This window comes from Pseudomonas sp. NPDC088429, from assembly GCF_044753305.1.
GTDB lineage: Bacteria > Pseudomonadota > Gammaproteobacteria > Pseudomonadales > Pseudomonadaceae > Aquipseudomonas > Aquipseudomonas rustica.
This window is the reverse complement of record NZ_JBIVMX010000001.1, coordinates 37,610-61,632: the sequence shown is the minus strand read 5'-3', so window position 1 is coordinate 61,632 and position 24,023 is coordinate 37,610. Positions and strand designations below refer to the sequence as shown.

Genomic DNA, 24,023 nt, shown 5'->3' with positions numbered 1-24,023 from the left:
TGTGAAAACTTTGTTAGTTGCGAGTTACAACAGGAAGTGAATCATGTCGGGAACGACACAGGCCGTTCCCGAAAGAGGCGGGGATCAAGCGTTGGGCGCGCGAAGGACAACCGGCCGCGGTTTGGACGCGGGGCCCTGAGTCAGCGCGCGCAGCTGCGCCAGCTCCTGTTTCAATTGGTCGCGCTCGTCTTTCAACTGGCGCAATTCATCGCGACGGATTGTCACGTACAGGGTTTGTGGCGGCATTGCTGTGTGTACTGTGCCCATTGCTCACCTCGCAAATGGCGTGTCTCAACTGTAAACCATCCCCGTTTTTGGGGCAGTGACTTACTATCGGCGCCAATTTTGATTTCTTTTGCCGGTGAATGGAACTTTTTTATTTTTCATGGTCGGTGTGTCTTCGCCACGTTTCGGGGCGTTATCAGTCTGGATCGGGCACAATGCCCGGAAACTTCATCGCAACGCTCTGGACTAACCTCCTATCAGTCGCGTTGGGCTATAACCAATGACACACATTTATTTGTAGTAAGGAGCATCAGCACATGCAACTCGGGATTATTGGACTGGGCCGCATGGGCGGCAATATTGCGCGGCGTCTGATGCTCAACGGTCACACCACCGTTGTTTACGACCGCAATACCGCTTTCATCGATAACCTGGTCGCCGAGGGCTCCACGGGCGTCGCCGACTTGCCGGCACTGGTTGCCGGTCTGGCCAAACCGCGTGCGGTCTGGGTCATGCTACCGGCCGGCGCGCCGACCGAAGACACCATCAACACCCTGAGCACACTGTTGGAGGCCGGCGACACCATCATCGACGGCGGCAACACCAACTATAAGGATGACATTCGCCGGGCCAAAACCCTGAACGAGAAGGGCCTGCACTACATCGACGTCGGCACCTCGGGCGGCGTCTGGGGCCTGGAGCGCGGCTATTGCATGATGATCGGCGGCGACGCTCAAACCGTGCAGCGCCTCGACCCGCTGTTCGCTGCGCTGGCGCCGGGCATGGGTGACATCCCGCGCACCAAGGATCGCAAGTCCGATGACCACCGTGCCGAACACGGTTACATCCATGCCGGTCCTGCCGGCGCCGGGCACTTCGTGAAGATGATTCACAACGGCATCGAGTACGGCATGATGGCCGCGTTCGCCGAGGGCTTCGACATCCTCAAGACCAAATCCAGCGAGCGCCTGCCGGAAGATCAGCGTTTTGATCTGAACGTGGCCGACATCGCCGAAGTGTGGCGTCGTGGCAGCGTGGTGTCCTCGTGGTTGCTCGATCTGACGGCTGATGCACTGGCCAGCGATCCGAAACTCGACGGCTTCTCCGGTTCGGTAGCGGACAGCGGCGAAGGTCAATGGACCATCGAAGCAGCCATGGAACAAGCGGTGCCGGTACCGGTGCTGTCGAACTCGCTGTTCTCGCGCTACCGCTCACGCGGTCAGGGCACCTTTGGCGACAAGATTCTTTCGGCCCAACGCTTCGGCTTCGGCGGCCACGTGGAGACACCGAAGAAATGAGTCATACGATCCGCAAGAAATCCAAGGCAGAACCCGCTCCACCGACCACGTTGTTCCTGTTCGGTGCCCACGGCGACCTGGTCAAGCGCTTGCTGATGCCGGCGCTGTACAACCTCAGTCGCGACGGCCTGCTTGACGAGAATCTGCGGATCGTCGGCGTTGACCACAACGCCATCACCGATGAGGCCTTCGCGCAAAAGCTCGAAGACTTTATCCGTACCGAAGTGGCGGCGAAGGTCGGCAAGGGCGATCAGATGCTTGATCCGGCCTTGTGGGCCAAGCTCGCCAAAGGTATCAGCTACGTCCAGGGCGACTTTCTGGACGACAGCACCTATTCCGCGCTGGCGGCGAAAATCGCCGACAGCGGCACTGGCAATGCGGTGTTCTATCTGGCCACCGCGCCACGTTTCTTCAGTGAAGTGGTGCGCCGACTGGGCAGCGCCGGTTTGCTGGAGGAAACTCCAGAAGCGTTCAGAAGGGTGGTGATCGAGAAGCCGTTCGGCTCCGATCTGCACACCGCAGAAGCGCTCAACGCCTGTTTGCTCAAGGTGATGTCCGAGAAGCAGATCTATCGGATTGACCATTACCTGGGCAAGGAAACCGTGCAGAACATTCTGGTCAGCCGGTTCTCCAACAGCCTGTTCGAAGCGTTCTGGAACAACCATTACATCGACCACGTGCAGATCACTGCGGCGGAAACCGTCGGTGTTGAAACCCGTGGCAGTTTTTACGAACACACCGGTGCGCTGCGCGACATGGTGCCCAATCACCTGTTCCAGTTGCTGGCCATGGTCGCCATGGAACCGCCGGCGGCGTTCGGCGCCGATGCGGTGCGCGGCGAGAAGGCCAAAGTGGTTGGCGCGATTCGTCCGTGGACGACCGAAGAGGCGCGCGCCAACTCGGTTCGCGGCCAGTACAGCGCCGGCGAAGTCGACGGCAAAGCCTTGAACGGCTATCGCCAGGAGCCCAACGTCGCGCCGGACAGCAGCACCGAAACCTACGTGGCGCTGAAGGTGATGATCGACAACTGGCGCTGGGTCGGCGTGCCGTTCTATCTGCGCACCGGCAAGCGCATGAGCGTGCGCGACACCGAGATTGTCATCTGCTTCAAACCGGCGCCTTACGCGCAGTTCCGTGACACCGAAGTCGATGAACTGCAGCCGACTTACCTGCGCATCCAGATCCAGCCGAACGAAGGCATGTGGTTCGACCTGCTGGCGAAACGGCCGGGGCCGGCGCTGAACATGGCCAATATCGAGTTGGGGTTTGCCTACAAGGATTTCTTCGAGATGCAGCCGTCGACGGGTTACGAAACCCTGATCTACGACTGCCTGACCGGCGATCAGACGCTGTTTCAGCGCGCCGACAACATCGAGAACGGCTGGCGCGCCGTGCAACCGTTCCTCGATGCCTGGCAACAGGACGCGAGCGTGCAGACTTATGCTGCCGGTGACGATGGCCCGCAAGCCGCCGAAGACTTGCTGACTCGCGATGGTCGCGTCTGGCATGGCCTCGGATGAGTGACCTGCCGAAACAACCCATCCGTTTTCTGCTCAGTGACATGGACGGCACGCTGTTGCTGCCCGATCACACGCTGAGCCAGCGCACCATCGATGCGGTTCGTGCCTTGCGTGAGGCGGGCGTGTTGTTCAGCCTCGCCACCGGGCGTCCACCGAAAGCCATGTTGCAGCAGATCGAAGCTTTGGGCGTTGATCTGCCGACGGCTGCATTCAATGGCGGCACCATCGTCAATCCGGACGGCAGTTTGCTGGCCGCACATTACCTGCCGGCCACCACCGCGCTGATTGCACTGGCGACGTTCGCCGATCAACCGGACGTGGAAATCTGGGTGTTCAGCGGCGGCGACTGGCTGCTGAAGGATCCGCACGGGCCGATGGTGCCGCGCGAACAGCATGGGCTCGGCTATGCGCCGGTGGTGGTTGAGAGTTTCGAGCCGTATCTGGAGCGCATCGATAAGATCGTCGCGACCAGCAACAACACTGAACTGCTGATCGAACTGGAAGCGCGCTTGATACCGAAGGTCAACGGCATGGCGCAAGTCTCGCGTTCACAACCGGTGTACCTCGACGTGACCGCGCTGGAAGCCAACAAAGGCACCGCACTGACGACGATTGCCGAGCACCTGGGCATCCCGCTGGAACAGACCGCCGCGATCGGTGACGGCGGCAACGACCCGGCGATGTTCCATTGCGCCGGATTATCGATTGCCATGGGCCAGGCTGAGGACGCGGTAAAGCGCCAAGCCGACGTAGTCACCGCCCCCAACACCGAAGACGGCGTCGCCCAAGCCATCGAAAAATACATCCTCCCTCACTGAAAACACCCAAAGCAAACTGTGGGAGCGGGCTTGCTCGCGAAGGCGGTCTGTCAGACACAGCTTCAATTAGTGGCGGATATCGCCGCAGAAAATATCGACATTCCCATCAGTCGCGGCCGTGCGCACCACCACGTAATACTCACCGGCCAGCAACGTCGACAACGGCACCGGCGCGCTTCTTGAGAAGGCCCAACCACGCACCGGTTGGCGTTCGGTGTTGACCTTGTCGTTCATCGCATACGCCACGGGCCCAGGCTGTGCGCAGCTGCCTTTGTTGACGAAGGTGTACAGACGCAAGGGCAGGGAAGCCCCGTTGGGTGCGCCGCTGATGAAGAAGCTGAAGCCAGTTTCCTTGCCCCAGTCGGCGAGCGTGACGTTGCCGATCTGCCCGCTGTTTTGGCGAGTGGCGGTGAGCGTCACGTTTGCGCCGGGCTTGGATTCAGAGGCGCAACCGAACAGGCTGGCGACTACCAACAGTGCGGTGAGTGAATGACTGAATTTCATGGCTGGCCTCCGTTAATGAAGAACTGCAACCACTCAGTTAAGCAGATCGTCGGGCGTCTGAAACCGTCGCATCAACCCGACCACCGTTTACCCTCTTCACGCGCGGCTCTTCGGCCGCTGATCCGCCATCTCGTACCACGACGCCTTAGACGTCAGCTCGACGTGCTTCTGATTGTCCGAGGTGAAGTGCGTATCCAGCGTGCCCAGTGCCACCGAAACCCACTCGGCAAATTCACCCTGTGCCCGCGACCAGAACATCGACGAGCCGCAGTGCGAACAGAACTGGCGCACCACCGATTCAGAGGATTGATAGGACTTGAGGTCTTCACCGCCCTGCAACAATTCCAGATTGCCGCGCATCACACTGCCGAAGCTGGCAAATGCTGCGCCGTGGCTTTTGCGGCATTGGCTGCAATGGCAGTGCGAAAGCGCTTTGGGCCGTGAGCGGATCTGGTATTTGACCGCGCCACACAGGCAACTGCCGCGGAAGGTTTGGGGTGAAGGTGTGAGCATTATTGTTTTGGTTCTCCATGAAGGATGTACAGCGATCACCGAGGCGCGACTGTGCCTGATTTCGCGCGTTTCGGCGAGTTCGACTTGTATCAAAAATCCATCGGCCAGCGCTGTTTCAGGTGCTCGGTCAAATACTCGATAAACGCTCTGACTTTAGCCGTCATCGCCGCGCGCTCCTGCACGCAGGCGAAAATCTCCATGGGCTCGACAACCGCACAAGTTGCGTCGTCGCGTTGTGCAAACAACGGCAGCAGTTGGCCGTTTTGCAGATACGGAGCCGCGACGAACTCCGCCAGTCGGGTGATGCCGGCGCCGTGGATTGCCATTTGCGTCAGCGCGTCGATGTCGTCGCTGATCGCGGTCGCGTTGATATCAGCGTCGTAACGCTGGCCATCGCGGATAAAACTCCAGCGCAGAAAACGTCCGTCCAAGGGGTAACGAAATGCCAGGCACGCATGGTTTTGCAGATCGTCAGGCGATTGCGGCCAGCCGGCGCGCTGCAAATAAGCCGGCGCGGCGCACATGATGAAGGGCAGGGACACGATCTTGCGCGCGACGATGCCGTCCTCCAGTTGCGGCTTGATCCGCAAGCTCAGATCGATGCCGTCCTGGATGTGATTGATCTTGCCGTCGGTGGTCGACAATTCGATCAGCAGGCGCGGATGTTGCGCGGCGAAACCGGCAATCAGCGGCGCCAGCACATGCCGGCCGAACGCCGAGGTCGAGGCGATGCTCAAGCGACCTTGCAGTTCGCTGTCTTCGCGATTGATCGAACTTTGCGCGGACTCCAGATCCGCCGCGATGCGCTTGACCTTTTCGTAATACACCGCGCCGTTTTCGGTGAGTGCCATGCGCCGAGTAGTACGTTGCAACAGACGCACACCGAGGTGTGTTTCCAGGCGATTGATGGTCTGGCTGACCGCTGCGGCACTGACGCCCAACGCCTTGGCGGCGCCGACGATAGAGCCGGATTCGACCACTTTGATAAAACTGGCAATCGCCGCTAACAGATTCATCGATGGCCTGCCGGAAGGGGTTGATTCGTAAGTTCTGCTTTATAAAGCACCTGCATTTGGCCGTCTAGTTGAGGGGTCAGGGCTTTGCTAACGTGCCCGCTCCCTGTCAATGGATGGAAAGCCCTATGAATCAAAGAAGCAATGCAGAAGCCGTTTATGTCAGTCGCCGCAAGCTTTCGGCGCGAGCGACGCCGTATGTGTTTGCGTTGTACATGGCGACCATCATGGCTTTTCTGATGTCGCTGGTGATTACCGCCGCCAATTCAGGCATTGATAACGACTACCTGAGTAATGCGCTGCACGCCTACAAGCTGGCGATGCCGGTGGCGTTTCTGTGCATCCTCGTGGTGCGGCCGATCGTGATCAAACTGGTCGCGATGACGGTGCATCCGCATCGTTGAGCTCGAATACTGTGCCGGTCGCGATGGCGTCTTGTAGGAGCTGCCGCAGGCTGCGATCTTTTGACCTTTTCAACGGCAGATCAAAAGATCGCAGCCTCGTTTCACTCGACAGCTCCTACAGGTTTATTTGGCCCACAACCTTTCTAACTGAATACATGCAAAACCCAATGTGGGAGCCTGCTCGCGAAGGGCCTCACGGTTATCTTCAGTGACAGCGAAAGGGTGCATTCGCCTCAGAAAAACTCATCAAGCAACTGATAAAAGGCAATCCGCCGCTGATCCGGCTGCACGCCGTAAACCTCGAAAAACACCGGCACCCACGCCTCGCCGAGGTTGTGCGTGATGCTATGCGCAGCTAAAGCCAAATCCTGATAACGATCCGCGACCCCCAATCGGCCGCAGTCGACAAAACCGCTTAACCGAGCGTCGTCAGCGAGGAAATTGGGCAGGCATGCATCACCGTGAGTCACCACCAGATCTTCATGGTCAGGGCGTTCCAGGAGCATCTGTTGGAAGACATCTTCAGCAGATCGACCAAGGCGTGAATCGTCGAAATCCTCTTCATCGATCAACCCGGCATTCAGGTGCTCACGAGCCAGTTTTATTTTCGGGGCGAGGCTGTGATCGAACGGGCAGCTTTTGATCGCGACCTCATGCAGCTCACGCAAAGCGTTGGCCACGAGTGTGACGATCTGCTGGGGCGCAAGGTGCGGGCTACTGGCCAGATCGCGCCCGGGCACGGCGGTCATCAATAGCCAGTTTTTCTCCATTTCGGTTGTGGTGTCGAGCACGCGTGGCGCGGGCAGATTCTGGCTTGCCATCCAGCGCAGCCGCGCGACCTCGCCGGGCAGTTCGCCCCAGTGCATGACTTGCTCGGACTTCACAAACAGCGGTGCTGAATTCGCAGATGCTATGCGCCAAACATCGGCACGGGATTCGCCGATGGTTTGTTGTTCGACGGTGGCCTCGGCAAAGCGCCGGTGCCAGTTACGGGGTAAGTCCATTGCATTCATCCCTGAGATCAATAACGCAGACGCGCATTGTGCCGCCCCGGCGGTTTTGATCGCAAACACGAAACTGTTTCCCGTTAATCAATCGAAACTTCGCCATCCGCTCGACTGTCCAGACCCTTACACCGGCGAAAAGACGAGGATCGAGATGACAACGACAGTAGGCGATTTTCTGGTTGAGCGGCTCAGCCAATGGGGCGTAACGCGGATTTTTGGTTATCCGGGCGACGGCATCAACGGCGTGTTCGGCGCGCTCGATCGAGCTAAAGGCAAGATTGAATTTGTGCAGGCGCGGCATGAGGAAATGGCCGCGTTCATGGCCTCGGCCCACGCGAAATTCACTGGCGAGCTGGGCGTGTGCATTGCCACGTCCGGCCCCGGGGCTTCGCATTTGATCACCGGGCTTTACGACGCGCGGATGGATCACATGCCGGTGCTGGCCATTGTCGGCCAGCAGGCACGCACGGCGCTGGGTAGTCACTATCAGCAAGAGCTGGATCTGGTGTCGATGTTCAAGGACGTCGCCGGCGCGTTTGTGCAGCAGGCTTCGGCGCCTTCGCAAGTGCGGCATTTGCTCGACCGGGCGGTGCGTACGGCGGTTGGCGAACGTCGGGTGACCGCGCTGATCCTGCCCAATGATTTGCAGGATCTTGAATATCAGGCGCCGGCCCGCGCGCACGGCACCGCGCATTCCGGTGTCGGTTACACCAAGCCGAAAGTGCTGCCTTATGACGAAGATTTGCAGCGTGCGGCAGACGTTTTGAACGCAGGCGAGAAGGTCGCGATTCTGGTCGGCGCCGGCGCTTTGCAGGCAACGGATGAAGTGATCGCCATCGCCGAAAAACTTGGTGCCGGCGTGGCCAAGGCGCTGCTTGGCAAAGCGGTGCTTCCGGATGATTTGCCGTGGGTGACCGGCAGCATCGGTCTGCTTGGCACCGAGCCGAGTTACAAGTTGATGACCGAGTGCGACACCTTGCTGATGATCGGTTCGGGCTTCCCGTATTCGGAGTTTTTGCCTAAAGAAGGTCAGGCGCGCGGTGTGCAGATCGATCTGCAACCCGACATGCTCAGCCTGCGTTATCCGATGGAGGTCAATCTGGTCGGCGACGCAGCGGAAACCCTCGCGGCGTTGTTGCCGTTGCTCGAACAAAAAACCTCGGGCAAGTGGCGCAAGAAAGTCGAAGGCTGGCGCGGTAGCTGGGAGAAAACCCTGGAAAAACGCGCGATGGCCAAGGCCAAGCCGATCAATCCGCAGCGGGTGGTGTATGAATTGTCACCGCGAGTGCCGGATGAAGCGATCATCACCAGCGACTCCGGTTCGTGCGCCAATTGGTTTGCGCGCGACCTGAAAATCCGTCGCGGCATGATGTGTTCGTTGTCCGGCGGGCTGGCCTCGATGGGCGCCGCTGTGCCTTATGCGATCGCCGCTAAATTCGCCTATCCCGAACGCTCGGTGATTGCGCTGGTGGGCGATGGTGCGATGCAGATGAACAACATGGCCGAGCTGATCACCGTCGCCAAATACTGGCGGCAGTGGAAGAGCCCCAAATGGATTTGCGCGGTGTTCAATAACGAGGATCTCAATCAAGTGACGTGGGAACAGCGGGTGATGGAGGGCGATCCGAAGTTCGAGGCGTCGCAGAACATTCCCGATGTGCCGTATCACCTGTTCGCGATTTCCATCGGCCTGAAAGGGATTTTCGTTGACCGCGAAGAGGACGTGGCGGGCGCCTGGGAGCAGGCTTTGGCTTCCGATGTGCCGGTGTTGATCGAGTTCAAAACCGACCCGAACGTGGCGCCGCTGCCGCCGCACATCAAGCTTGAACAAGCGAAGAAATTCGCCACGACGTTGCTCAAGGGCGATCCGAACGAGGCGGGGATTCTGGTGCAAACCGCCAAGCAGGTTCTGAGCTCAGTTCTCCCCAGCAAAAAATAACGTCCCCCTGTAGGAGCTGCCGAAGGCTGCGATCTTTTGACGTTGTTTTTAAGATCAAAAGATCGCAGCCTGCGGCAGCTCCTACATGGGAGTGGAGTTTGGAGGTGATGTTTGATTTTCATTGGGTGTGCCGGCTGGAGTCTCGGGCGTGAGCATTGGCCGGCATTTGCGGAGGAGGGCACGCATTTGCAACGCTATGCGGCGCGGCTCAACTGTGCGGAAATCAACAGCTCGTTTTACCGCCCACATCGCCGCTCAACCTATGAACGTTGGGCGGATTCGGTGCCGGAAGGGTTTCGCTTTTCGGTAAAAATGCCCAAGCAGATCAGCCATGAACGCCGATTGTTGGATTGCGACGAAGAACTCGAGGAATTCCTGGCGCAGTGCAGCGGTTTGGCTGATCGCTTGGGCTGTTTGTTGCTGCAATTGCCGCCGTCACTGGCATTTGATGCGGTCAGTGCCGAAGCGTTTTTCAATGCGTTGCGCCAGCGCTTCGATGGCGACGTGGTGCTGGAGCCGCGTCATGAGTCATGGGTTGCTGCCGAATCATTGTTGATCGCTTACCGGATCGCTCAGGCTGTGGTCGATCCGTCGCGCATCAGCAGTGATTCTTCCGCGGTTGGCTGGCAAGGGACGCGGTATTGGCGCCTGCACGGTTCGCCGCGTATTTACCACAGTACTTACGCGGAGGCTTATCTGGAGAACCTCGCCAGCGCATTGCAGGCCGCCGATGCGCAAGGTGCGGCGACCTGGTGCATTTTCGACAACACCGCCAGCTGGGCCGCGCTAGGCAACGCGTTGGCACTGATGGCGCTGTCTAACGGCTAATCTCAGACCGCGAGATGCTCATATAAAATCGTCGCACCGACGATCATCAGCACCACACCGCCAACGATTTCAGCACGTTTGCCAACCATAGAGCCCAACACCCGGCCGAGCATCACGCCGATGGTCACCATGGTCATGGTCGCCAGACCGATCGCCGCCGCAGCCACCCAGATGTTCACGTCGACAAACGCCAGGCCAACGCCCACGGCGAGGGCGTCGATGCTGGTGGCAAACGCTGTGACGGCGAGAATCAGGAAGGAGTGCGAACCCGGTTTTTCTTCTTCCTCTTCTTCATGCTTCAGGCCGTTGTAGATCATGTGCAGGCCGAGCACCACGAGCAGGGTGAAGGCGATCCAGTGATCCCATTCGGCAACCCATTGGCTCGCGGCCTGGCCGATCAGCCAGCCGATAATGGGGGTGATGGCTTCGATCACGCCGAAGATCAGACCGGTACGCAGGGCTTCCGTGAGGCGAGGTTTGTGCAGGCTGGAGCCTTTGCCGATGGCGGCTGCAAACGCATCCGTGGACATGGCCAGGGCAAGGAAAATGAGGGAAACAGGATTCACGGAGGTACTTCCAGTCGGGCTATGAGTCAACGACACAACCACACGCCCGACTTTAGGCATGGATGTGTCGTCGGTCTCACCAACCAAAAGGTGTTCGCACCACGGCATGTTGCCGAGAATGTTGATACGAACGCTTCCGCAGTGCACGGAAACAGGCTACTCCCCAACGAGGTGCGGGATGATAGGCGGGGGAGTATGAAAATTTCGTTAAAACTGCCGCTCAAGCTGATATTTACCCTGTGGTGAGGGGATTTTTCCCCGATGGAGTGCGCAGCGCTCCCGGCTTTTAAAGACGGGGCCGCTGCGCGCCCCATCGGGGATAAATCCCCTCGCCACAAGGTTATCTGTCAAGCAGCAAACCTCAGTTGCCATCCGCCACTTTGCGCTCTATCTCATCGACCTTGCGCTGCAGCGTCTCGGCATCCTGCTCTTTCACTCGGGTAGACGAAGGCGTAATCACCTCATCCACGCCTTTGGTGTCGTCATCGTGGTCTTCAAGATCACGCTCAACCACGTTCACCGGTTTGCCGGATGTGTCGGTAGGCGTGGCGTTCGGGGTTTTGTCGTCGTTGCTGTTCATGGTGGTGACCTCCAGTGGTGTAAACATTGGAGGCGGTGGTTTGGCAGGCGTTCAGAAACTTTGCGCTCATGCATTAGCCCAAGAGGGATCAATCGCTGTCTGGATGACCCAACCCATGCGCAACAAAACTCTACTTTCAACCGTGTTCGGCTTGTCTGCCCTGATCATCGGCCATGCTGCTTACGCCGCCAGTTTCGACTGCGACCGCGCCAAGGCTGCTGATGAAAAAGCGGTGTGCGCCAACCGTGCGCTTAACGACATGGACGTGAGCATGGCGCTGCTCTACAAACTGGATCGCCGGTTTCTGCCGATGGGCGGCCGTGGTGCCTTGATTGACGAGCAACAGGCGTGGCTGAAAACCCGTGGCAAATGCGCCGCTGATGTGAAATGCCTCACCGACGTTTATCAGCAGCGAATTCAAGCATTGCAGCAGATCATCGACACCCGCGTGGTCACCCAGGGCCCGTTCTGACACCGCAACACTCCTGTAGGAGCTGCCGCAGGCTGCGATCTTTTGACCTTAAAAAACACAATCAAAAGATCGCAGCCTTCGGCAGCTCCACAGAGGAGGGCGGGTCAGTCTTTGAGAATGTCGCGATCCTTGGTTTCCGGCAGGAAGAACGTACCCAATATCGCCGTCATCACCGCAATCACGATCGGGTACCACAAGCCGTAGTAGATATCCCCGGTGGCCGCGACCATCGCGAACGCCACCGTTGGCAGGAACCCGCCAAACCAGCCGTTACCGATGTGATATGGCAGCGACATCGAGGTGTAGCGAATGCGCGTCGGGAACAGCTCCACCAGCCACGCCGCGATCGGCCCGTAAACCATGGTCACGTAGATCACCAAAATGGTCAGCAACAGTAGCACCATCGGGTAATTGGTTTTTGCCGGGTCGGCTTTCTCTGGATAACCGGCTTCTTTCAGCGCAGCGCCAAGGGTCGCGGTGAACGCATCATTGCGAGTTTTGAAGTCGGCGGCGGGCAGGGCACTGCCGTCGAAACTCTCGACGACTTTGTCGCCAATACGCACTTGCGCCACGGTGCCCGGTTCGGCGGTGACGTTCTCATACGGAATCGCCCGTTTTGCCAACAGCGTCTTGGCCAGGTCACAGGAACTGGTGAATTTGGCCTTGCCCACCGGATCGAACTGGAACGAACACTGGTCGGGGTTGGCGATCACCTTGACCGGGTTTTTCTCCTGAGCGATGAACACATCAGGATTGCCGTACTGGGTCAGCGCATGAAAGATCGGAAAGTAGGTCAGCGCCGCCAGAATGCAGCCGACCATGATGATCGGCTTGCGCCCGATGCGGTCGGACAGGCTGCCGAAAATCACGAAAAACGGCGTACCGATCAGCAGCGAACCGGCGATCAGCAAGTTGGCGGTTTGCGGGTCGATCTTCAGCGTTTGCAACAGGAAAAACAGCGCATAGAACTGCCCGGTGTACCAGACCACCGCTTGCCCGGCCGTGCCGCCGAGCAACGACATGATCACCACTTTGAGGTTGTCCCAACGGGCAAAAGACTCGGTCAGCGGCGCTTTCGACGCTTTGCCTTCGTCCTTCATTTTCTGGAACACCGGCGACTCGCTCAGTTGCAGGCGGATGTACACCGAGACGATCAGCAGGAGGATCGACAGCAGAAACGGAATCCGCCAGCCCCACTCTTCAAACGCTTCAGTGCCCAGCGCGGTGCGGCAGGCGAGTATCACCAGCAGCGACAGAAACAGGCCGAGGGTCGCGGTGGTTTGAATCCACGAGGTAAAGAAGCCGCGTCTATTACGTGGCGCGTGTTCGGCCACGTAAGTCGCCGCGCCGCCGTATTCACCGCCCAGTGCCAGGCCTTGCAGTAGTCGAAGGGTAATCAGAATCACCGGTGCAGCGACGCCAATGGTCGCGTAACCGGGCAGCAACCCGACAATCGCGGTCGAGACGCCCATGATGACGATGGTGATCAGAAACGTATGTTTGCGCCCGATCATGTCGCCGAGCCGGCCGAACACAATCGCGCCGAACGGCCGCACCGCGAAGCCTGCCGCAAACGCCAGCAGGGCAAAGATGAACGCGGTGGTTTCGTTGACACCGGCAAAGAAGTGCTTGGCGATGATCGCCGCCAATGAGCCGTAGAGGTAAAAGTCGTACCACTCGAAAACCGTGCCCAGCGAGGAGGCAAAGATGACTTTGCGCTCCTCCTTGGTGATGCCGCCGCTGCGCGGTGGACTGCCGGTGGATGTTGTGTAAGTCGTGGCCATGGGTGTTCTCCGTCGTGCTTATTGTTGTAGGCCGGAGTCCCCCAATACCGCTTATCTCACCCTGGCCTTGTGGCAGATGCCTGAAGCGCTGATGCGTAAAGCGTGCACAGTTTGCCGTCGGGCAGGTGTGCACGCTTTCCTGAAGCATAATCAGCTTCTGGCAGATATCCACTCGCCAGCATCGTCGTTTACGCCTTGACCCAGCGTTGGCGACTCCAGGCACTCAACCAGTCGACCATGAACACCAGCACCAGCATCGCCAGAATCACCGTGCTGGCCTGCGCTTCCTGAAACAGGCTGAGGCTCACGTAGAGCATCTGGCCGAGACCGCCAGCACCGACAAAACCCAGCACACTGGCCATGCGAATGTTGTTTTCCCAGCGATAGAGGATGTAGGCGAGCAGTTGCGGCGCCAGATTGGGCAGGGTGCCGTAGCAGAAGGCGAGGATCGGATTGCCGCCCTGCAAACGGATGGCCTCGGCCGGTTGCGGCGGCGTGTTTTCCAGCGCTTCGGCGAACAACCGGCCGAGTACCCCCGTGGTGTGCAAGGCGAGGGCGAGGGCGCCGGCATTCGGGCCAAGGCCGGCAGCGAGCACCATCAGCGCCGCCCAGACCAGTTCCGGAATCGCCCGCAAGGCATTCAGCAGCAGGCGCGCAACACTTTGCAGCGGCCAGCCGAAACGTCCCGCCGCCGGCAGCGCCAGAACAATGCCAACAACGGCCGCCAATAGCGTGCCGACAGCGGACATGGCCAGGGTTTCCATCGAACCGTGGAAGATTGCTTTCAGGTAGTCAGCGCTCAAATCCGGGCTGAGAAAACGCTGCACGTAAGCGCCCATCTGCTTCAGGCTGGTGGCGCTGCCCAGTTCACCGAGATCCAGACCCAGATAGGCGAAGGACGCAATCACTGCAACCCCGATAGCGGCGATCAGCAGCAAATTGATCAGGCGATTCATGCCAGCCTCCAGCGCAGCAAGCGGCTGAGTTGATCGGCGGCCAGCACCAACAGCAGGAACGTCAGCAACATGCTGGCGACTTCACCGCCAGCGAACATGCGGATCGACAGATCGATTTGCTGACCCAGGCCCCCCGCGCCGACGAAACCCATCACCACCGAGGCACGAATCGCGCATTCCCAGCGATACACGGTGTACGAGAGCAGCTCCGCGCCGACATTGGGCAGCGTCCCGTAAGCGAATGCCGCCAGTCGGCCGCTGCCAGCCTGCAACAACGCATGCGCCGGGCGTTGGTCGGTGGATTCGAAAATCTCCGCGTAGACCTTGCCGAGCATGCCGCTGTAGGTAATGGCAATCGCCAGCACGCCCGCTGCCGGGCCGAGGCCGACCGCACGCACGAACAGCAGTGCCCAGACAATCTCCGGCACGCTGCGCAGGAAAATCAGCAGCCCGCGAACCGGCCAGCGCAGCAAACGTCCTAAACGACTCGGCACGCCACCGCGAGAGGCGGCGGACAGTGACAGGGCGCGACTGGCAATCAAACCGGCAGGTACCGCCAGCAGCAACGCCAAGGCCATACCGGCAGTGGCAATGGCCAGGGTTTGCAGGGTGGCTTTAAGCAGGATTTGCAGAAAGGCTTCGTCGTGCGCCGGCGGCCAGAATTGCGCGACAAATTGGCCCATTTCATTCTGGCTGCCGGGCAACAGCACACTCAGATCCAGTTCGCTGAGTTGAATCCCCGGCCACAACAAAGCAATGGCCAGCAACGTCAGTAGCAACCGTGGCCATGCAGCGGGATCGCGTGAATCGGTTTTCAGCATCGTGGAATCTGCACAGTCAAAGGCATAGCCACAGCGGTCGGCGATTGCAGTTTTTCGTTGGCGTACAGCGCGTCGAGCATGTCCGGGCTGACTTGATCGGACGGGCTGTCGAACAGAATCTGCCCTTCGCGCAAACCGATGATCCGTGGGAAGTGCGACAACGCCAGATCGACCGCATGCAGGCTCGCGATCAGTGTGACGTTGTGCTCACGGGCATGGCGCGACAGGATCGACAAGGTATGCCCGGCCATCACCGGATCCATCGCCGACACCGGTTCATCGGCCAGCAAAATCTCTGGCGCTTGATACAGCACACGAGCAATGCCGACGCGCTGCAACTGACCGCCAGACAATTGTTGGCAATGGGCAAACAGCTTGTCGCCCAGATCCAGTCGCGCCAATGCCGCACGCGCACCGGCCACATCCAGTGGATGCAGCAGGTTCAAGAGACTTTTGCCCAGACTCCACTGACCGAGCTTGCCGGCCAGTACCGCCGTGACCACGCGCTGACGCGGCGGCAACGGCGGTGCCTGATGCACCAGGCCGATGCGTGCACGCAGGCGTTGACGCAGGCGGGCAGACAAGTGCCAGGCGCGCTCGCCAAGCACTTCGATTTCACCGCTGCTGGGCCGCAGTGCGGTGGCCAGCAGATTAAGCAGACTCGACTTGCCAGCCCCGGACGGGCCGATGATCGCAACCTGTTCGCCAACGCCAATCTGCAAGTCGATACCGCGCAGGGCATCGACGCCATTGGCGTGGCGCAGGCTGCCCTGTTTGAGGCTTAAAGTCATTTCAGCAGTTCGGCGGCGCGGGCGGCTTCCTCGATGCCCTTGTAGTTTTCAGGCTTGGTGTCGATGAAGCGGCTGGCGGCTTGCAGATCGAGAATTTTCTTCTGCTCAGGGTTGGCCGGGTCGAGATCAAGGAAGGCTTTTTTGATCTTCGCCGCGAGTGCTGGATCAAGGGTGCCGCGCACGGTCCAGTTGTAATCGAAGTAGGTCGGGGTGGTGGCGAAGACTTTCACCTTGTTGGTGTCGACCTTGCCGGCGTCTACCAGTTTTTGCCAGACGCTGGCGTTCAGCACACCGGCGTCAACCTTGCCGGCCTGTACCCAGGCCACGGTCGCGTCGTGAGCGCCGGAGTAGGCAACGCGGCTGAAATACGCTTCCGGCTTGATGCCGTCGTTTTTCAGCATGAAGTAACGCGGCATCAGGCTGCCGGAGGTCGACGACACCGAACCGAAGGCGAAGGTCTTGCCTTTCAGGTCGGCGAGGCTGTGCACGTTCGGGTCAGCGGTGATGAATTTACTGGTGAACTGCGCATCCTGTTCACGCTGCACCAACGGGATCACCGGCGTGGTGGCATCGGTCTTCAGACGTGCCTGAACGAAGGTGAAACCGCCCAGCCAGGCCATATCGAGGCGATCGGTAGCGAGTGCTTCAACCACAGCCGGGTAATCGGCCACCGGCACAAACTGCACTTTCATGCCAATTTGCTGCTCCAGATAAGCCCCCAGCGGTTCGAACTTGCGCAGCAGTTCAGTCGGCGCTTCATCGGGAATCGCGCTGACGCGCAAAACGTCAGCGGCTTGAGCCATCAACGTAGAAAGGGACAGGGCCAGGCCGGCGGTCAATGCCAGGGTTCGTTTGAGCATGGAAATCTCCGTTTCATAAGCGGCAAAAAGATGTGAAGAGCTGAATGAGGGCGCTACGTGAGGGTAGACGAATCGGCGAGGTTATACGTACTCACGCGCGCAAAGGCCAGCGCCATCGGGGGGATGCGCTCAGAAACGTTCGTCGAGGATCGCCGGCAAGGTCAGTTCCCTGACGTAGCTGGCCCGAGACAAACTAAGGATCATGCGCACCACCTCGACGACATCGTGTACGGGGATTAGATGTCCCTCTCCACGCTGCGCCGCGACATTAATCGGTGTGCTCAGTAGATCTTCGGTATTCAGATAGCCGAGATTCAGGCAGGTCACTGCCAGACGCTGCTCTCTGTAGCCTTCGCGCAGGGTCTCGGCGATCCCGCGCAGGGCGAATTTGGATGCGCCGAAAGCGACTTCCGGACGCCCGCTCTGTGGCAGACCCGACGTCGAACCGGTGAGGATGATTCTGGGATGGGGACTTTTTAGCAGAAGGGGCAGCAGACGTTTGATCAGCAAAATGGTTGAGGTGATGTTGCAGTTGACGATGGCCTGCACTTCGTCGTCTGCGCTTTCGACAAAGTCGTACGCGCTGTCGAAGGCAAACTCTTCCCAGATGCCGAGGTTGTAAATCAGCGTATCCAGTCCGTCGGCCTGTACCGCATGCTCGATCTCCTGAGCAGCCTTGGCTGGGTTCATCAGGTCGGCTTCCACCCAGCGTACAGAGCGCTTGGCATCCGCCACCAAACCGTCTGGGCGTGTGCGGGAAACGCCAATCAACGTGTCTCCCGCGTTGCCCAATCCCTCAATGAAAGCCCTGCCCAAACCTTTGCTGGCACCCACCACCAAAATATTCATCGATCGTCTCCATGATCCAAGTGCTGATTCCGTACAGCATGCAAACAGACGACCTAGGAAATGGCAAACGAATGGGTGTGTCGGAATATTTATGGACGATAAACGCTACTCCCTGTGGTGAGGAGATAAATCCCCTCACCACAGGGTTGTTTATTACTCACCCCCGAGAAACTGTTACCGCACTATTCCGGGCTGTGACAAAGGCAAGGTCTCTGCCTATCCTCCATGACATTCCCAACGTGGCAGCGACGGTTTCCTGTTTCGCTCCCCTCAGCAAAAGTCTTGTTCATGGATCTACTGTTATCCACATCGCTCAATGCCCCAATGTTGATATCCACGCAGTGGGTGGCGGAATGAAGCTTTCCAGACCGCTGCCAATCGACCTGCGCGGACTGATACTGCTTTTTGTCCTGCTGTCGGTCGTCGCGACGCTGTGCAACAGCCTCTATGTCGCCTATCGCGTACAGCGTGACGCATTGATTCACGCGACGCTGGAAGCCAATGGCGCGTATGCGGCGAAAGTAGCTTCGAGCATCGGCGAGTTTCTCGGCGCCGCACACAATCATTTGAGTTACAGCGCGACGGTGCTGGGCGATCACTGGGATGAGCCTGGGGCATTGCGCAAAGAAGCCATGCGCTTGCAGGCGCAGGACACCGATTTCAACTCGGTGACGATTCTCGATGCGAACGGGCAAGTGCTTCATGCATATCCGGACAGCTTGCAGATCGTCGGCGCAACGCTGCAATCGCAGGGTATCCAGCAAGCCCTCAAAGAGCGTCGACCCTTGGTCAGTGAGGTGTACGTTTCCTCGGCGGGCAATCTGGTGGTGTTTGTTTCACAACCGGTTTTCAGCCCGTCCGGTGCATTTCTCGGTGTGGTGGGCGGCTCTGTTTACTTGCTTGAGCAAAGCGCGTTTCACACGGTAATCAGTCGTCATTTCCATCACGACGGCACCTTCGCTTTCGTCGCTGACGGTAATCGGCGGCTGTTGTATCACCCTGACTCGAAGCGGATCGGCGAAGTGCTGGGCTGGAGCCTGACGGTGGATGCCGCATTGCGTGGTGAAAATGGCACCTTGCAAGGCGACAACTACCGAGGTGTGCCCATGCTGGCCGGCTATGCCCGTGTGCCGGAAGCCAATTGGGCTGTGGTGGTCCAGCAACCTCGCGAACGCAGCCTGGCGCCGTTGGCACAGCTGATGCGCGATATGGTTGTGGGGATGATACCGGCGGGTTTGCTCGGGCTGGCCCTAATCCTCGCTGGAACAGCGCTGATCGCCCGACCCTTGCGGCAATTGTCGGCGGCCGCCGACCAGTTGGCCGCGCCTGACACCACGGAGCGCTTGAACCGGGTGCATGCCTGGTACCGCGACGCCGCTGCAATCCGTCAGGCGATGCTGGCCGGGGTGCAATTGCTCCATCAGAAACTCGGTCAGCTCAGTCATGAAGCGCAAAGTGATCCCCTCACAGGCCTGGCCAATCGTCGCGCCATGGACGCTGCGCTGAACCTGCTGGATCAGGCCGGGCAGGGGTATTCCGTGCTGGCGCTGGATATCGATCATTTCAAACGCGTCAACGACACCTTTGGACATGACGCCGGCGACGTGGCACTGCGAAGCGTTGCCGACATCCTCAAGCAGAACTCGCGCTCGGGTGACTGGGCGTGCCGCTCCGGTGGTGAGGAGTTCGCACTGATTCTTCCGGATACCCCGCTGGAGACCGCGCGGATGATTGCCGAAAGAATCCGCGCGCACCTCGAAGAAACCGAGGTGCCGCAGGTGGGCAAGTTGACGATGTCCATCGGTGTGGCGTGCCGCGATGCAAACACTGCGACATCGCCAAGCGTGTTGAAACTCGCAGATGAACGCCTTTACGCCGCCAAGCAGAGCGGACGCAACAAAGTTGTATGAATGGCCGGAAGTCGCTTACGGCAGTTTGGCAATCACCTTGATCTCGAAATCAAAGCCATACAGCCACGTCACACCCACGGCGGTGACCGTCGGATGCGGCGCGTCACCCCAGAATTCGGTGAGCACAACATTCCAGATCGTCTCGAATTTGCTGTGCGGATCGACGATGAAAATCGTCACGTCGACCACGTCGTCGAAGCTGCAACCTGCCTCGCTGAGGATCGCATTCAGATTGATAAAGGCTTGCCGTACCTGGTTCTGCAGATCCGGCTCCGGCGTACCGTCTTCGGTACTGCCGACTTGCCCTGATACAAATAGAAAACCGTTGGAGCGAATCGCTGGCGAGTAGCGATTGCGCTCATAAAGGGTACGGCGTGCGGCCGGGAAAACGACATCGCGCTGAGTCATGGGGTGTCTCCATCGGTGAGTTGATGAAGCCACTGTAGGTATTTGCAGGCGGGCGATAAACGCGCAAGCTTGGCGTTCACTGTTTGTGAATCCCAAACAATCGAGGCGCGAACCTTGGATCGATTTGACGCAATGCAGGCGTTTGCCCGAGTGGTCGAGGCGGGGAGTTTCACCAAAGCCGCCGAAACCCTGCACATGAGCAAGACCACCGTGACGCAACTGGTACAGCAACTGGAAGCACGGTTGCGGGTGAAATTACTCAATCGCACCACGCGCAAGGTCAACGTCACCGCCGATGGCGCGGCGTATTACGAACGCGTGATCAAGCTGCTCGCCGATATGGACGATGCCGAAACCAGTCTGCCGGGCGTGGCGGCATTGCCGAAGGGACGATTGCGAGTGGATGTGCCGAGCCCGCTGGCGCGGTTGATCCTGATTCCTGCGCTGCCAGAATTTCACGCGCGCTATCCGGATATTCAGATCGATATGGGCGTCAGTGACCGCATTGTCGACATCATTGATGAGAACGTCGATTGCGTGGTGCGTGGCGGCGAGTTGCTGGATCAGTCATTGATGGCGCGCAAGGTCGCCGATCTGCGATTGGGCGTGTTTGCCGCACCGGCTTATCTGGCTCGTTCAGGCACGCCACATCACCCGCGAGAACTGGAAGATTCCCATCACCGCGTGGTTGGTTTTCTCTGGGCGCGCACCGGCAAACCAGTGCCGTACGCCCTGCACAATGCCAGCGAAAATCTGCACATCAGAGGTCGCCACGTGTTGGCGGTCGACGACGGCAACGCCTACCTCGCGGCCGGGCTGGCCGGCATGGGCGTGTTGTGGCTGCCCACATACATGTCCAGCGAGCATGAAGCGCGGGGCGAACTGCTGCCGCTGTTCGAAAACTGGCAGCTCGAGCCGATGCCGCTTTACGTGGCGTACCCGCCAAACCGCCACGTCAGTCTAAAATTACGCGTTTTCATCGACTGGGTGGTTGAGGTCTTGGCGCAGCACGCACCGGTTATTCAGCGCTGAGGTTATGAATCAACCATTCGCTGAAGCTGCGTGCCATCGGATCCTGTTCACTGTCGCGGTGGGTCAGCAACGCCCAGTTCGGCCCCCGAATGCTGTCTTCCACCAGCGGTTGCAACACGCCGTCAGCCCGCGCCTGACGGCTGAGCAATTGGCTCACCAGCGCGATGCCCAGACTCGTACACGCGGCGTCCAGCAGTAATCCCGGATCGGAGAAGTTCAGGCCCTGATCCTGCTGGCCGACATCGATTCCGGCCTCGACCGCCCAATGGCTCCAATCCATTTCCCGCTCGCCATGCAACGTCGTGCGCTGTGGCACCGGCAGCGCCAAAACGCTCGGATGACACGCCGGATAGAGTCGATCGGCGTGCAGCACTTTGAAGCTGCATTCAGCCTGTGAACTGATGTCGTCGCGCACCGCCAGATCGATGGTTTGCGTGGCCATGTCTGGCACTTCGTCGGTGCTGTAGATCCACAGATCAACCTCAGGGTGCAGCGCGCGGAAATCCGCCAGGCGCGGCAACAACCAGTGCCGAGCAAACGCCGGCGTGGTGTTGAGCACCAGTTGATTGGGCTTTTGATACTGGCCCAAACGGCGAATCCCCACCGCCAATTGCTGCAGCATCGCCTGGGTGGTGCTGAGCAAATCGTGGCCGGCATCGGTCAGCGCCACGCTGCGTCCGCTGCGAAAAAACAGCGGCTGCTCCAGATACGCCTCAAGGCTGCGGATCTGCTGGCTGATCGCCGACTGCGTCAGGCTCAGCTCTTCAGCGGCCTTGTGAAAACTGCCCAGTCGAGCGGCCGCTTCGAAGCCGCGCAGGGAGCTGAGCGGCGGCCAGTGTTTAAGCATATCGATAAGCTCCGCTAATCAGTTGTCTGCTAAATCCATCGTTTGTTTGCCGATTTTACGGCCCGTAGCATAAGCGCATTGAACACAGTGGCTTAACTAACGAGGCTTATCATGCAGCACAACGACAATAAAAACAGCGCCTGGATGATGCCGGCAGAGTGGGTGACTCATGCCGCGACGTGGATGGTCTGGCCGCACAACCAGACGTTGTGGGAATCCGGTTGGCGCGTGACGCTGGCACAGGTGCAGGAAGATTTCGCTCGCGTCGCCAATGCCATCGCCCGGTTTGAGCCGGTGAAACTGGTGGTCGATCCAACGGCCATTGCCAGCGCCAAAGCCTTGTGCGGGCCGAACATCGAACTGATCCCGTTGGCGGTGAATGACAGTTGGTGCCGCGACTCCGGCCCGACGTTTGTCTGCCACCCGCAGCAAGGCCTGGCTGGCGTGAGCTGGCGCTTCAACGCCTGGGGCGGCAAGTCGGCGCACGATCTGGACGAAAGCCTGGCGCGCCGCGCGCTCAATCACCTCGGTCTGGAATGCTTCGGCACGCCGCTGAGCAACGAAGGCGGGGCGATTCATGTCGATGGCGAAGGCACGCTGATCACCACCGAATCGGTGCTGCTCAACCCCAATCGCAACCCGGGCATGAGCAAAGCCGAGATGGAAGAGATCTTCAGCCGCCTGCTCGGCGTGAAGAAAACCATCTGGCTGCCGGGCGATCCGGATTACGTCACCGGCGACATGACCGATGGCCACGTTGACGGCGTCTGCGCCTTCGCCCGTCCCGGTGTGTTGCTGGTCGATGCGACGCACGATCAATCATCGGTGTACGCCGAAGTGGCGCGGGAAAACCGTCGAGCGCTGGAGCTGGCCACCGATGCGCAAGGGCGAAAATTCGAGCTGATCGAACTGTTCGAAGCCACTGATGCCGTCGACACCGAAGCCGAAGTGTTTTGCGCCTCGTACACCAATTTCTACATCGCCAACGGCGCAATCATCATGCCGGCCTATGGCATCGAGGCGGACAACGTCGCGGCGAACGTGCTGGAAAAAGCCTTCCCCGGTCGCGAAGTGGTGCCGGTGCAGATCAACCATTTGGCGCATGGCGGCGGCGGTGTGCATTGCATCACCCAGCAGCAGCCAGCCTGGCCGGTGAAGGGTTGAAACCATGACAACCCTGACCATTGCGACCACCCAGATGCCGTGCACTTGGGATTTACCGGGCAACCTTGATCGTGCCGAGCAACTCGTCCGCGATGCGGCGAAGCAGGGCGCGCAAGTGATCCTCTTGCAGGAACTCTTCGCTACGCCGTACTTCTGCATCGAACAAAGCCACAAACACATGGCGCTGGCCGAGGAGTATCGCGACAGCCGCGTGCTCGCGCGTTTCGCCGCACTGGCCCGCGAGTTGGGCGTGGTGTTGCCGCTGAGCTGGTTCGAGAAGGCCGGCAACGCCTACTTCAATTCGCTGAGCGTGGCCGATGCCGACGGGCGTTTGTTGGGCGTGTATCGCAAGACGCACATCCCCAACGCCATCGGTTATCAGGAGAAGGAATATTTCAGCCCCGGTGACACCGGTTTCAAAGTCTGGGACACCGCGTTCGGCCGTCTCGGCGTGGGTATTTGTTGGGATCAGTGGTTCCCGGAAACCGCGCGTTGCCTGGCCTTGATGGGCGCTGAAGTGCTGCTGTATCCGACCGCCATTGGTTCGGAACCGGGCTGCGCGGTGCTGGATTCCCGCGACCATTGGCAGATGACCATGCGTGGTCACGCCGCTGCCAATCTGCTGCCAGTGGTGGCGTCGAACCGCGTCGGGCGCGAAACCGCGACCACCGATTCGAGCCTGCAAATGAGCTTCTACGGTTCCTCGTTCATCAGCGATCACAAGGGCCAGTTACTCGCCACAGCCGACCGTGACAGCACTGGGTTTTTACTGCAACGCGTCGATCTGGCGGCCATGCGTGAAGAACGTTTGAGTTGGGGCATCTACCGTGATCGTCGTCCGGAAATGTATGGGCCGCTGCTGAGTCAGGACGGTCGCCACCTTCATGCACTCTGGAACACTCAAGGGGTTTGAC

The 24,023-nt window shown here is 59.4% G+C and carries 26 protein-coding genes and 1 riboswitch; of the genes, 11 read left to right on the top strand and 15 right to left on the bottom strand.

Translation table 11 applies throughout. From position 1 onward, the window contains the following. Positions 1-84 precede the first annotated feature (84 nt). Complete coding sequence (locus ACIP66_RS00315) at positions 85-267, bottom strand: DUF6026 family protein (protein ID WP_400644264.1); 183 nt, start codon at positions 265-267, stop codon at positions 85-87. Between the two features lie 275 nt (positions 268-542). On the opposite strand from ACIP66_RS00315, the gene gnd reads away from it, so the two are divergent. From gnd to ACIP66_RS00300, 3 genes are read left to right on the top strand one after another with little or no spacing between them, the layout of a single operon-like run. Then, positions 543-1,523, top strand: coding sequence for a phosphogluconate dehydrogenase (NAD(+)-dependent, decarboxylating) (gene gnd, locus ACIP66_RS00310; RefSeq protein ID WP_400644261.1), 981 nt, complete (start codon positions 543-545; stop codon positions 1,521-1,523). Continuing rightward, entirely contained in the window at positions 1,520-3,043 is a 1,524-nt protein-coding gene (zwf, locus tag ACIP66_RS00305) for a glucose-6-phosphate dehydrogenase (RefSeq protein WP_159811370.1), read from the top strand. Before gnd ends, zwf begins: the two co-directional genes overlap by 4 nt. Next, positions 3,040-3,861: an HAD family hydrolase gene (locus tag ACIP66_RS00300; RefSeq protein ID WP_400644259.1), complete on the top strand. Its 822-nt coding sequence runs from the start codon at positions 3,040-3,042 to the stop codon at positions 3,859-3,861. Before zwf ends, ACIP66_RS00300 begins: the two co-directional genes overlap by 4 nt. Before the next feature lie 66 nt (positions 3,862-3,927). Here the strand turns inward: ACIP66_RS00300 and ACIP66_RS00295 are convergent, their stop codons facing one another. The 3 genes from ACIP66_RS00295 to ACIP66_RS00285 all read right to left on the bottom strand — a co-directional run bounded on the left by ACIP66_RS00295 (position 3,928) and on the right by ACIP66_RS00285 (position 5,894). Further along, positions 3,928-4,365, bottom strand: a complete 438-nt coding sequence (locus ACIP66_RS00295; RefSeq protein WP_400644256.1) for a hypothetical protein — start codon at positions 4,363-4,365, stop codon at positions 3,928-3,930. A 96-nt stretch (positions 4,366-4,461) separates the two neighbouring features. Beyond that, entirely contained in the window at positions 4,462-4,878 is a 417-nt protein-coding gene (locus tag ACIP66_RS00290; RefSeq protein WP_212544465.1) for a GFA family protein, read from the bottom strand. An 89-nt stretch (positions 4,879-4,967) separates the two neighbouring features. After that, the gene (locus ACIP66_RS00285; RefSeq protein WP_400644252.1) at positions 4,968-5,894 is read right to left on the bottom strand and encodes a LysR family transcriptional regulator; all 927 of its coding nucleotides are present in this window, start codon (positions 5,892-5,894) and stop codon (positions 4,968-4,970) included. Positions 5,895-6,019: 125 nt separating this feature from the next. Here ACIP66_RS00285 and ACIP66_RS00280 point away from each other — a divergent pair, with 125 nt between their 5' ends. Next, positions 6,020-6,295, top strand: a complete 276-nt coding sequence (locus tag ACIP66_RS00280; RefSeq protein WP_400644250.1) for a DUF2798 domain-containing protein — start codon at positions 6,020-6,022, stop codon at positions 6,293-6,295. 233 nt (positions 6,296-6,528) lie between these two features. Here the strand turns inward: ACIP66_RS00280 and ACIP66_RS00275 are convergent, their stop codons facing one another. After that, positions 6,529-7,299, bottom strand: a complete 771-nt coding sequence (locus ACIP66_RS00275) for an APH(3')-II family aminoglycoside O-phosphotransferase (protein WP_400644247.1) — start codon at positions 7,297-7,299, stop codon at positions 6,529-6,531. 154 nt (positions 7,300-7,453) lie between these two features. Here ACIP66_RS00275 and ACIP66_RS00270 point away from each other — a divergent pair, with 154 nt between their 5' ends. Both ACIP66_RS00270 and ACIP66_RS00265 read left to right on the top strand, forming a co-directional pair. Then, the gene (locus tag ACIP66_RS00270; RefSeq protein WP_400644245.1) at positions 7,454-9,241 is read left to right on the top strand and encodes a thiamine pyrophosphate-requiring protein; all 1,788 of its coding nucleotides are present in this window, start codon (positions 7,454-7,456) and stop codon (positions 9,239-9,241) included. Between the two features lie 111 nt (positions 9,242-9,352). Next, positions 9,353-10,069, top strand: coding sequence for a DUF72 domain-containing protein (locus ACIP66_RS00265; protein WP_400644242.1), 717 nt, complete (start codon positions 9,353-9,355; stop codon positions 10,067-10,069). 2 nt (positions 10,070-10,071) lie between these two features. Here ACIP66_RS00265 and mntP read toward each other — a convergent pair whose 3' ends face one another. Both mntP and ACIP66_RS00255 read right to left on the bottom strand, forming a co-directional pair. Further along, entirely contained in the window at positions 10,072-10,635 is a 564-nt protein-coding gene (mntP, locus tag ACIP66_RS00260; RefSeq protein ID WP_053120748.1) for a manganese efflux pump MntP, read from the bottom strand. A 7-nt stretch (positions 10,636-10,642) separates the two neighbouring features. Beyond that, positions 10,643-10,812, bottom strand: a riboswitch (yybP-ykoY riboswitch). 184 nt (positions 10,813-10,996) lie between these two features. Then, complete coding sequence (locus ACIP66_RS00255) at positions 10,997-11,215, bottom strand: hypothetical protein (protein ID WP_400644238.1); 219 nt, start codon at positions 11,213-11,215, stop codon at positions 10,997-10,999. A gap of 115 nt (positions 11,216-11,330) precedes the next feature. Here ACIP66_RS00255 and ACIP66_RS00250 point away from each other — a divergent pair, with 115 nt between their 5' ends. Continuing rightward, positions 11,331-11,687: a lysozyme inhibitor LprI family protein gene (locus ACIP66_RS00250; RefSeq protein WP_400644235.1), complete on the top strand. Its 357-nt coding sequence runs from the start codon at positions 11,331-11,333 to the stop codon at positions 11,685-11,687. A 104-nt stretch (positions 11,688-11,791) separates the two neighbouring features. On the opposite strand, the gene ACIP66_RS00245 is transcribed toward ACIP66_RS00250, so the two are convergent. The 6 genes from ACIP66_RS00245 to ACIP66_RS00220 all read right to left on the bottom strand — a co-directional run bounded on the left by ACIP66_RS00245 (position 11,792) and on the right by ACIP66_RS00220 (position 17,748). Beyond that, complete coding sequence (locus ACIP66_RS00245) at positions 11,792-13,471, bottom strand: MFS transporter (protein ID WP_159812093.1); 1,680 nt, start codon at positions 13,469-13,471, stop codon at positions 11,792-11,794. Positions 13,472-13,659: 188 nt separating this feature from the next. Further along, positions 13,660-14,427: a phosphonate ABC transporter, permease protein PhnE gene (gene phnE / locus ACIP66_RS00240; RefSeq protein WP_282358176.1), complete on the bottom strand. Its 768-nt coding sequence runs from the start codon at positions 14,425-14,427 to the stop codon at positions 13,660-13,662. After that, positions 14,424-15,248, bottom strand: coding sequence for a PhnE/PtxC family ABC transporter permease (locus ACIP66_RS00235; RefSeq protein ID WP_400644232.1), 825 nt, complete (start codon positions 15,246-15,248; stop codon positions 14,424-14,426). The genes phnE and ACIP66_RS00235 overlap by 4 nt, the downstream gene beginning before the upstream one ends. Continuing rightward, positions 15,242-16,039: a phosphonate ABC transporter ATP-binding protein gene (locus tag ACIP66_RS00230; protein WP_400644229.1), complete on the bottom strand. Its 798-nt coding sequence runs from the start codon at positions 16,037-16,039 to the stop codon at positions 15,242-15,244. Before ACIP66_RS00230 ends, ACIP66_RS00235 begins: the two co-directional genes overlap by 7 nt. After that, positions 16,036-16,899 carry a putative selenate ABC transporter substrate-binding protein gene (locus tag ACIP66_RS00225; protein WP_053120727.1) on the bottom strand — a complete coding sequence of 288 codons (864 nt, stop codon included), beginning with the start codon at positions 16,897-16,899 and terminating at the stop codon, positions 16,036-16,038. Before ACIP66_RS00225 ends, ACIP66_RS00230 begins: the two co-directional genes overlap by 4 nt. A gap of 129 nt (positions 16,900-17,028) precedes the next feature. Continuing rightward, positions 17,029-17,748: an SDR family oxidoreductase gene (locus ACIP66_RS00220; protein WP_400644227.1), complete on the bottom strand. Its 720-nt coding sequence runs from the start codon at positions 17,746-17,748 to the stop codon at positions 17,029-17,031. A 353-nt stretch (positions 17,749-18,101) separates the two neighbouring features. Here ACIP66_RS00220 and ACIP66_RS00215 point away from each other — a divergent pair, with 353 nt between their 5' ends. Beyond that, positions 18,102-19,658 (top strand): diguanylate cyclase, encoded by a 1,557-nt coding sequence (locus tag ACIP66_RS00215; RefSeq protein WP_400644225.1) that lies wholly within the window; start codon positions 18,102-18,104, stop codon positions 19,656-19,658. A 15-nt stretch (positions 19,659-19,673) separates the two neighbouring features. Here ACIP66_RS00215 and ACIP66_RS00210 read toward each other — a convergent pair whose 3' ends face one another. Next, the gene (locus tag ACIP66_RS00210) at positions 19,674-20,066 is read right to left on the bottom strand and encodes a RidA family protein (RefSeq protein ID WP_053120721.1); all 393 of its coding nucleotides are present in this window, start codon (positions 20,064-20,066) and stop codon (positions 19,674-19,676) included. A gap of 114 nt (positions 20,067-20,180) precedes the next feature. Here ACIP66_RS00210 and ACIP66_RS00205 point away from each other — a divergent pair, with 114 nt between their 5' ends. Then, the gene (locus tag ACIP66_RS00205; protein WP_400644222.1) at positions 20,181-21,098 is read left to right on the top strand and encodes a LysR substrate-binding domain-containing protein; all 918 of its coding nucleotides are present in this window, start codon (positions 20,181-20,183) and stop codon (positions 21,096-21,098) included. Here the strand turns inward: ACIP66_RS00205 and ACIP66_RS00200 are convergent. After that, on the bottom strand, positions 21,085-21,945 hold the full coding sequence (locus ACIP66_RS00200; protein WP_400644219.1) for a LysR substrate-binding domain-containing protein: 861 nt from the start codon (positions 21,943-21,945) through the stop codon (positions 21,085-21,087). The genes ACIP66_RS00205 and ACIP66_RS00200 overlap by 14 nt on opposite strands. Positions 21,946-22,056: 111 nt before the next feature. On the opposite strand from ACIP66_RS00200, the gene ACIP66_RS00195 reads away from it, so the two are divergent. Beyond that, positions 22,057-23,109, top strand: coding sequence for an agmatine/peptidylarginine deiminase (locus ACIP66_RS00195; protein WP_400644216.1), 1,053 nt, complete (start codon positions 22,057-22,059; stop codon positions 23,107-23,109). 4 nt (positions 23,110-23,113) lie between these two features. Then, positions 23,114-24,022 carry an N-carbamoylputrescine amidase gene (gene aguB, locus ACIP66_RS00190; protein ID WP_400644213.1) on the top strand — a complete coding sequence of 303 codons (909 nt, stop codon included), beginning with the start codon at positions 23,114-23,116 and terminating at the stop codon, positions 24,020-24,022. Position 24,023: the final 1 nt, after the last annotated feature.

Bases quoted from the DNA above. Each gene is read 5' to 3' on its own strand.
- ACIP66_RS00290 (WP_212544465.1), bottom strand. From the start codon at position 4,878: ATGCTCACACCTTCACCCCAAACCTTCCGCGGCAGTTGCCTGTGTGGC.
- ACIP66_RS00195 (WP_400644216.1), top strand. From the start codon at position 22,057: ATGCAGCACAACGACAATAAAAACAGCGCCTGGATGATGCCGGCAGAG.
- ACIP66_RS00220 (WP_400644227.1), bottom strand. From the start codon at position 17,748: ATGAATATTTTGGTGGTGGGTGCCAGCAAAGGTTTGGGCAGGGCTTTC.
- ACIP66_RS00235 (WP_400644232.1), bottom strand. From the start codon at position 15,248: ATGCTGAAAACCGATTCACGCGATCCCGCTGCATGGCCACGGTTGCTA.
- zwf (WP_159811370.1), top strand. From the start codon at position 1,520: ATGAGTCATACGATCCGCAAGAAATCCAAGGCAGAACCCGCTCCACCG.
- ACIP66_RS00225 (WP_053120727.1), bottom strand. From the start codon at position 16,899: ATGCTCAAACGAACCCTGGCATTGACCGCCGGCCTGGCCCTGTCCCTT.
- ACIP66_RS00250 (WP_400644235.1), top strand. From the start codon at position 11,331: ATGCGCAACAAAACTCTACTTTCAACCGTGTTCGGCTTGTCTGCCCTG.
- gnd (WP_400644261.1), top strand. From the start codon at position 543: ATGCAACTCGGGATTATTGGACTGGGCCGCATGGGCGGCAATATTGCG.
- ACIP66_RS00255 (WP_400644238.1), bottom strand. From the start codon at position 11,215: ATGAACAGCAACGACGACAAAACCCCGAACGCCACGCCTACCGACACA.
- ACIP66_RS00300 (WP_400644259.1), top strand. From the start codon at position 3,040: ATGAGTGACCTGCCGAAACAACCCATCCGTTTTCTGCTCAGTGACATG.
- ACIP66_RS00275 (WP_400644247.1), bottom strand. From the start codon at position 7,299: ATGGACTTACCCCGTAACTGGCACCGGCGCTTTGCCGAGGCCACCGTC.
- ACIP66_RS00215 (WP_400644225.1), top strand. From the start codon at position 18,102: ATGAAGCTTTCCAGACCGCTGCCAATCGACCTGCGCGGACTGATACTG.
- ACIP66_RS00230 (WP_400644229.1), bottom strand. From the start codon at position 16,039: ATGACTTTAAGCCTCAAACAGGGCAGCCTGCGCCACGCCAATGGCGTC.
- ACIP66_RS00295 (WP_400644256.1), bottom strand. From the start codon at position 4,365: ATGAAATTCAGTCATTCACTCACCGCACTGTTGGTAGTCGCCAGCCTG.
- ACIP66_RS00200 (WP_400644219.1), bottom strand. From the start codon at position 21,945: ATGCTTAAACACTGGCCGCCGCTCAGCTCCCTGCGCGGCTTCGAAGCG.
- ACIP66_RS00210 (WP_053120721.1), bottom strand. From the start codon at position 20,066: ATGACTCAGCGCGATGTCGTTTTCCCGGCCGCACGCCGTACCCTTTAT.
- phnE (WP_282358176.1), bottom strand. From the start codon at position 14,427: ATGAATCGCCTGATCAATTTGCTGCTGATCGCCGCTATCGGGGTTGCA.
- ACIP66_RS00280 (WP_400644250.1), top strand. From the start codon at position 6,020: ATGAATCAAAGAAGCAATGCAGAAGCCGTTTATGTCAGTCGCCGCAAG.
- ACIP66_RS00270 (WP_400644245.1), top strand. From the start codon at position 7,454: ATGACAACGACAGTAGGCGATTTTCTGGTTGAGCGGCTCAGCCAATGG.
- aguB (WP_400644213.1), top strand. From the start codon at position 23,114: ATGACAACCCTGACCATTGCGACCACCCAGATGCCGTGCACTTGGGAT.
- ACIP66_RS00245 (WP_159812093.1), bottom strand. From the start codon at position 13,471: ATGGCCACGACTTACACAACATCCACCGGCAGTCCACCGCGCAGCGGC.
- ACIP66_RS00315 (WP_400644264.1), bottom strand. From the start codon at position 267: ATGGGCACAGTACACACAGCAATGCCGCCACAAACCCTGTACGTGACA.
- ACIP66_RS00285 (WP_400644252.1), bottom strand. From the start codon at position 5,894: ATGAATCTGTTAGCGGCGATTGCCAGTTTTATCAAAGTGGTCGAATCC.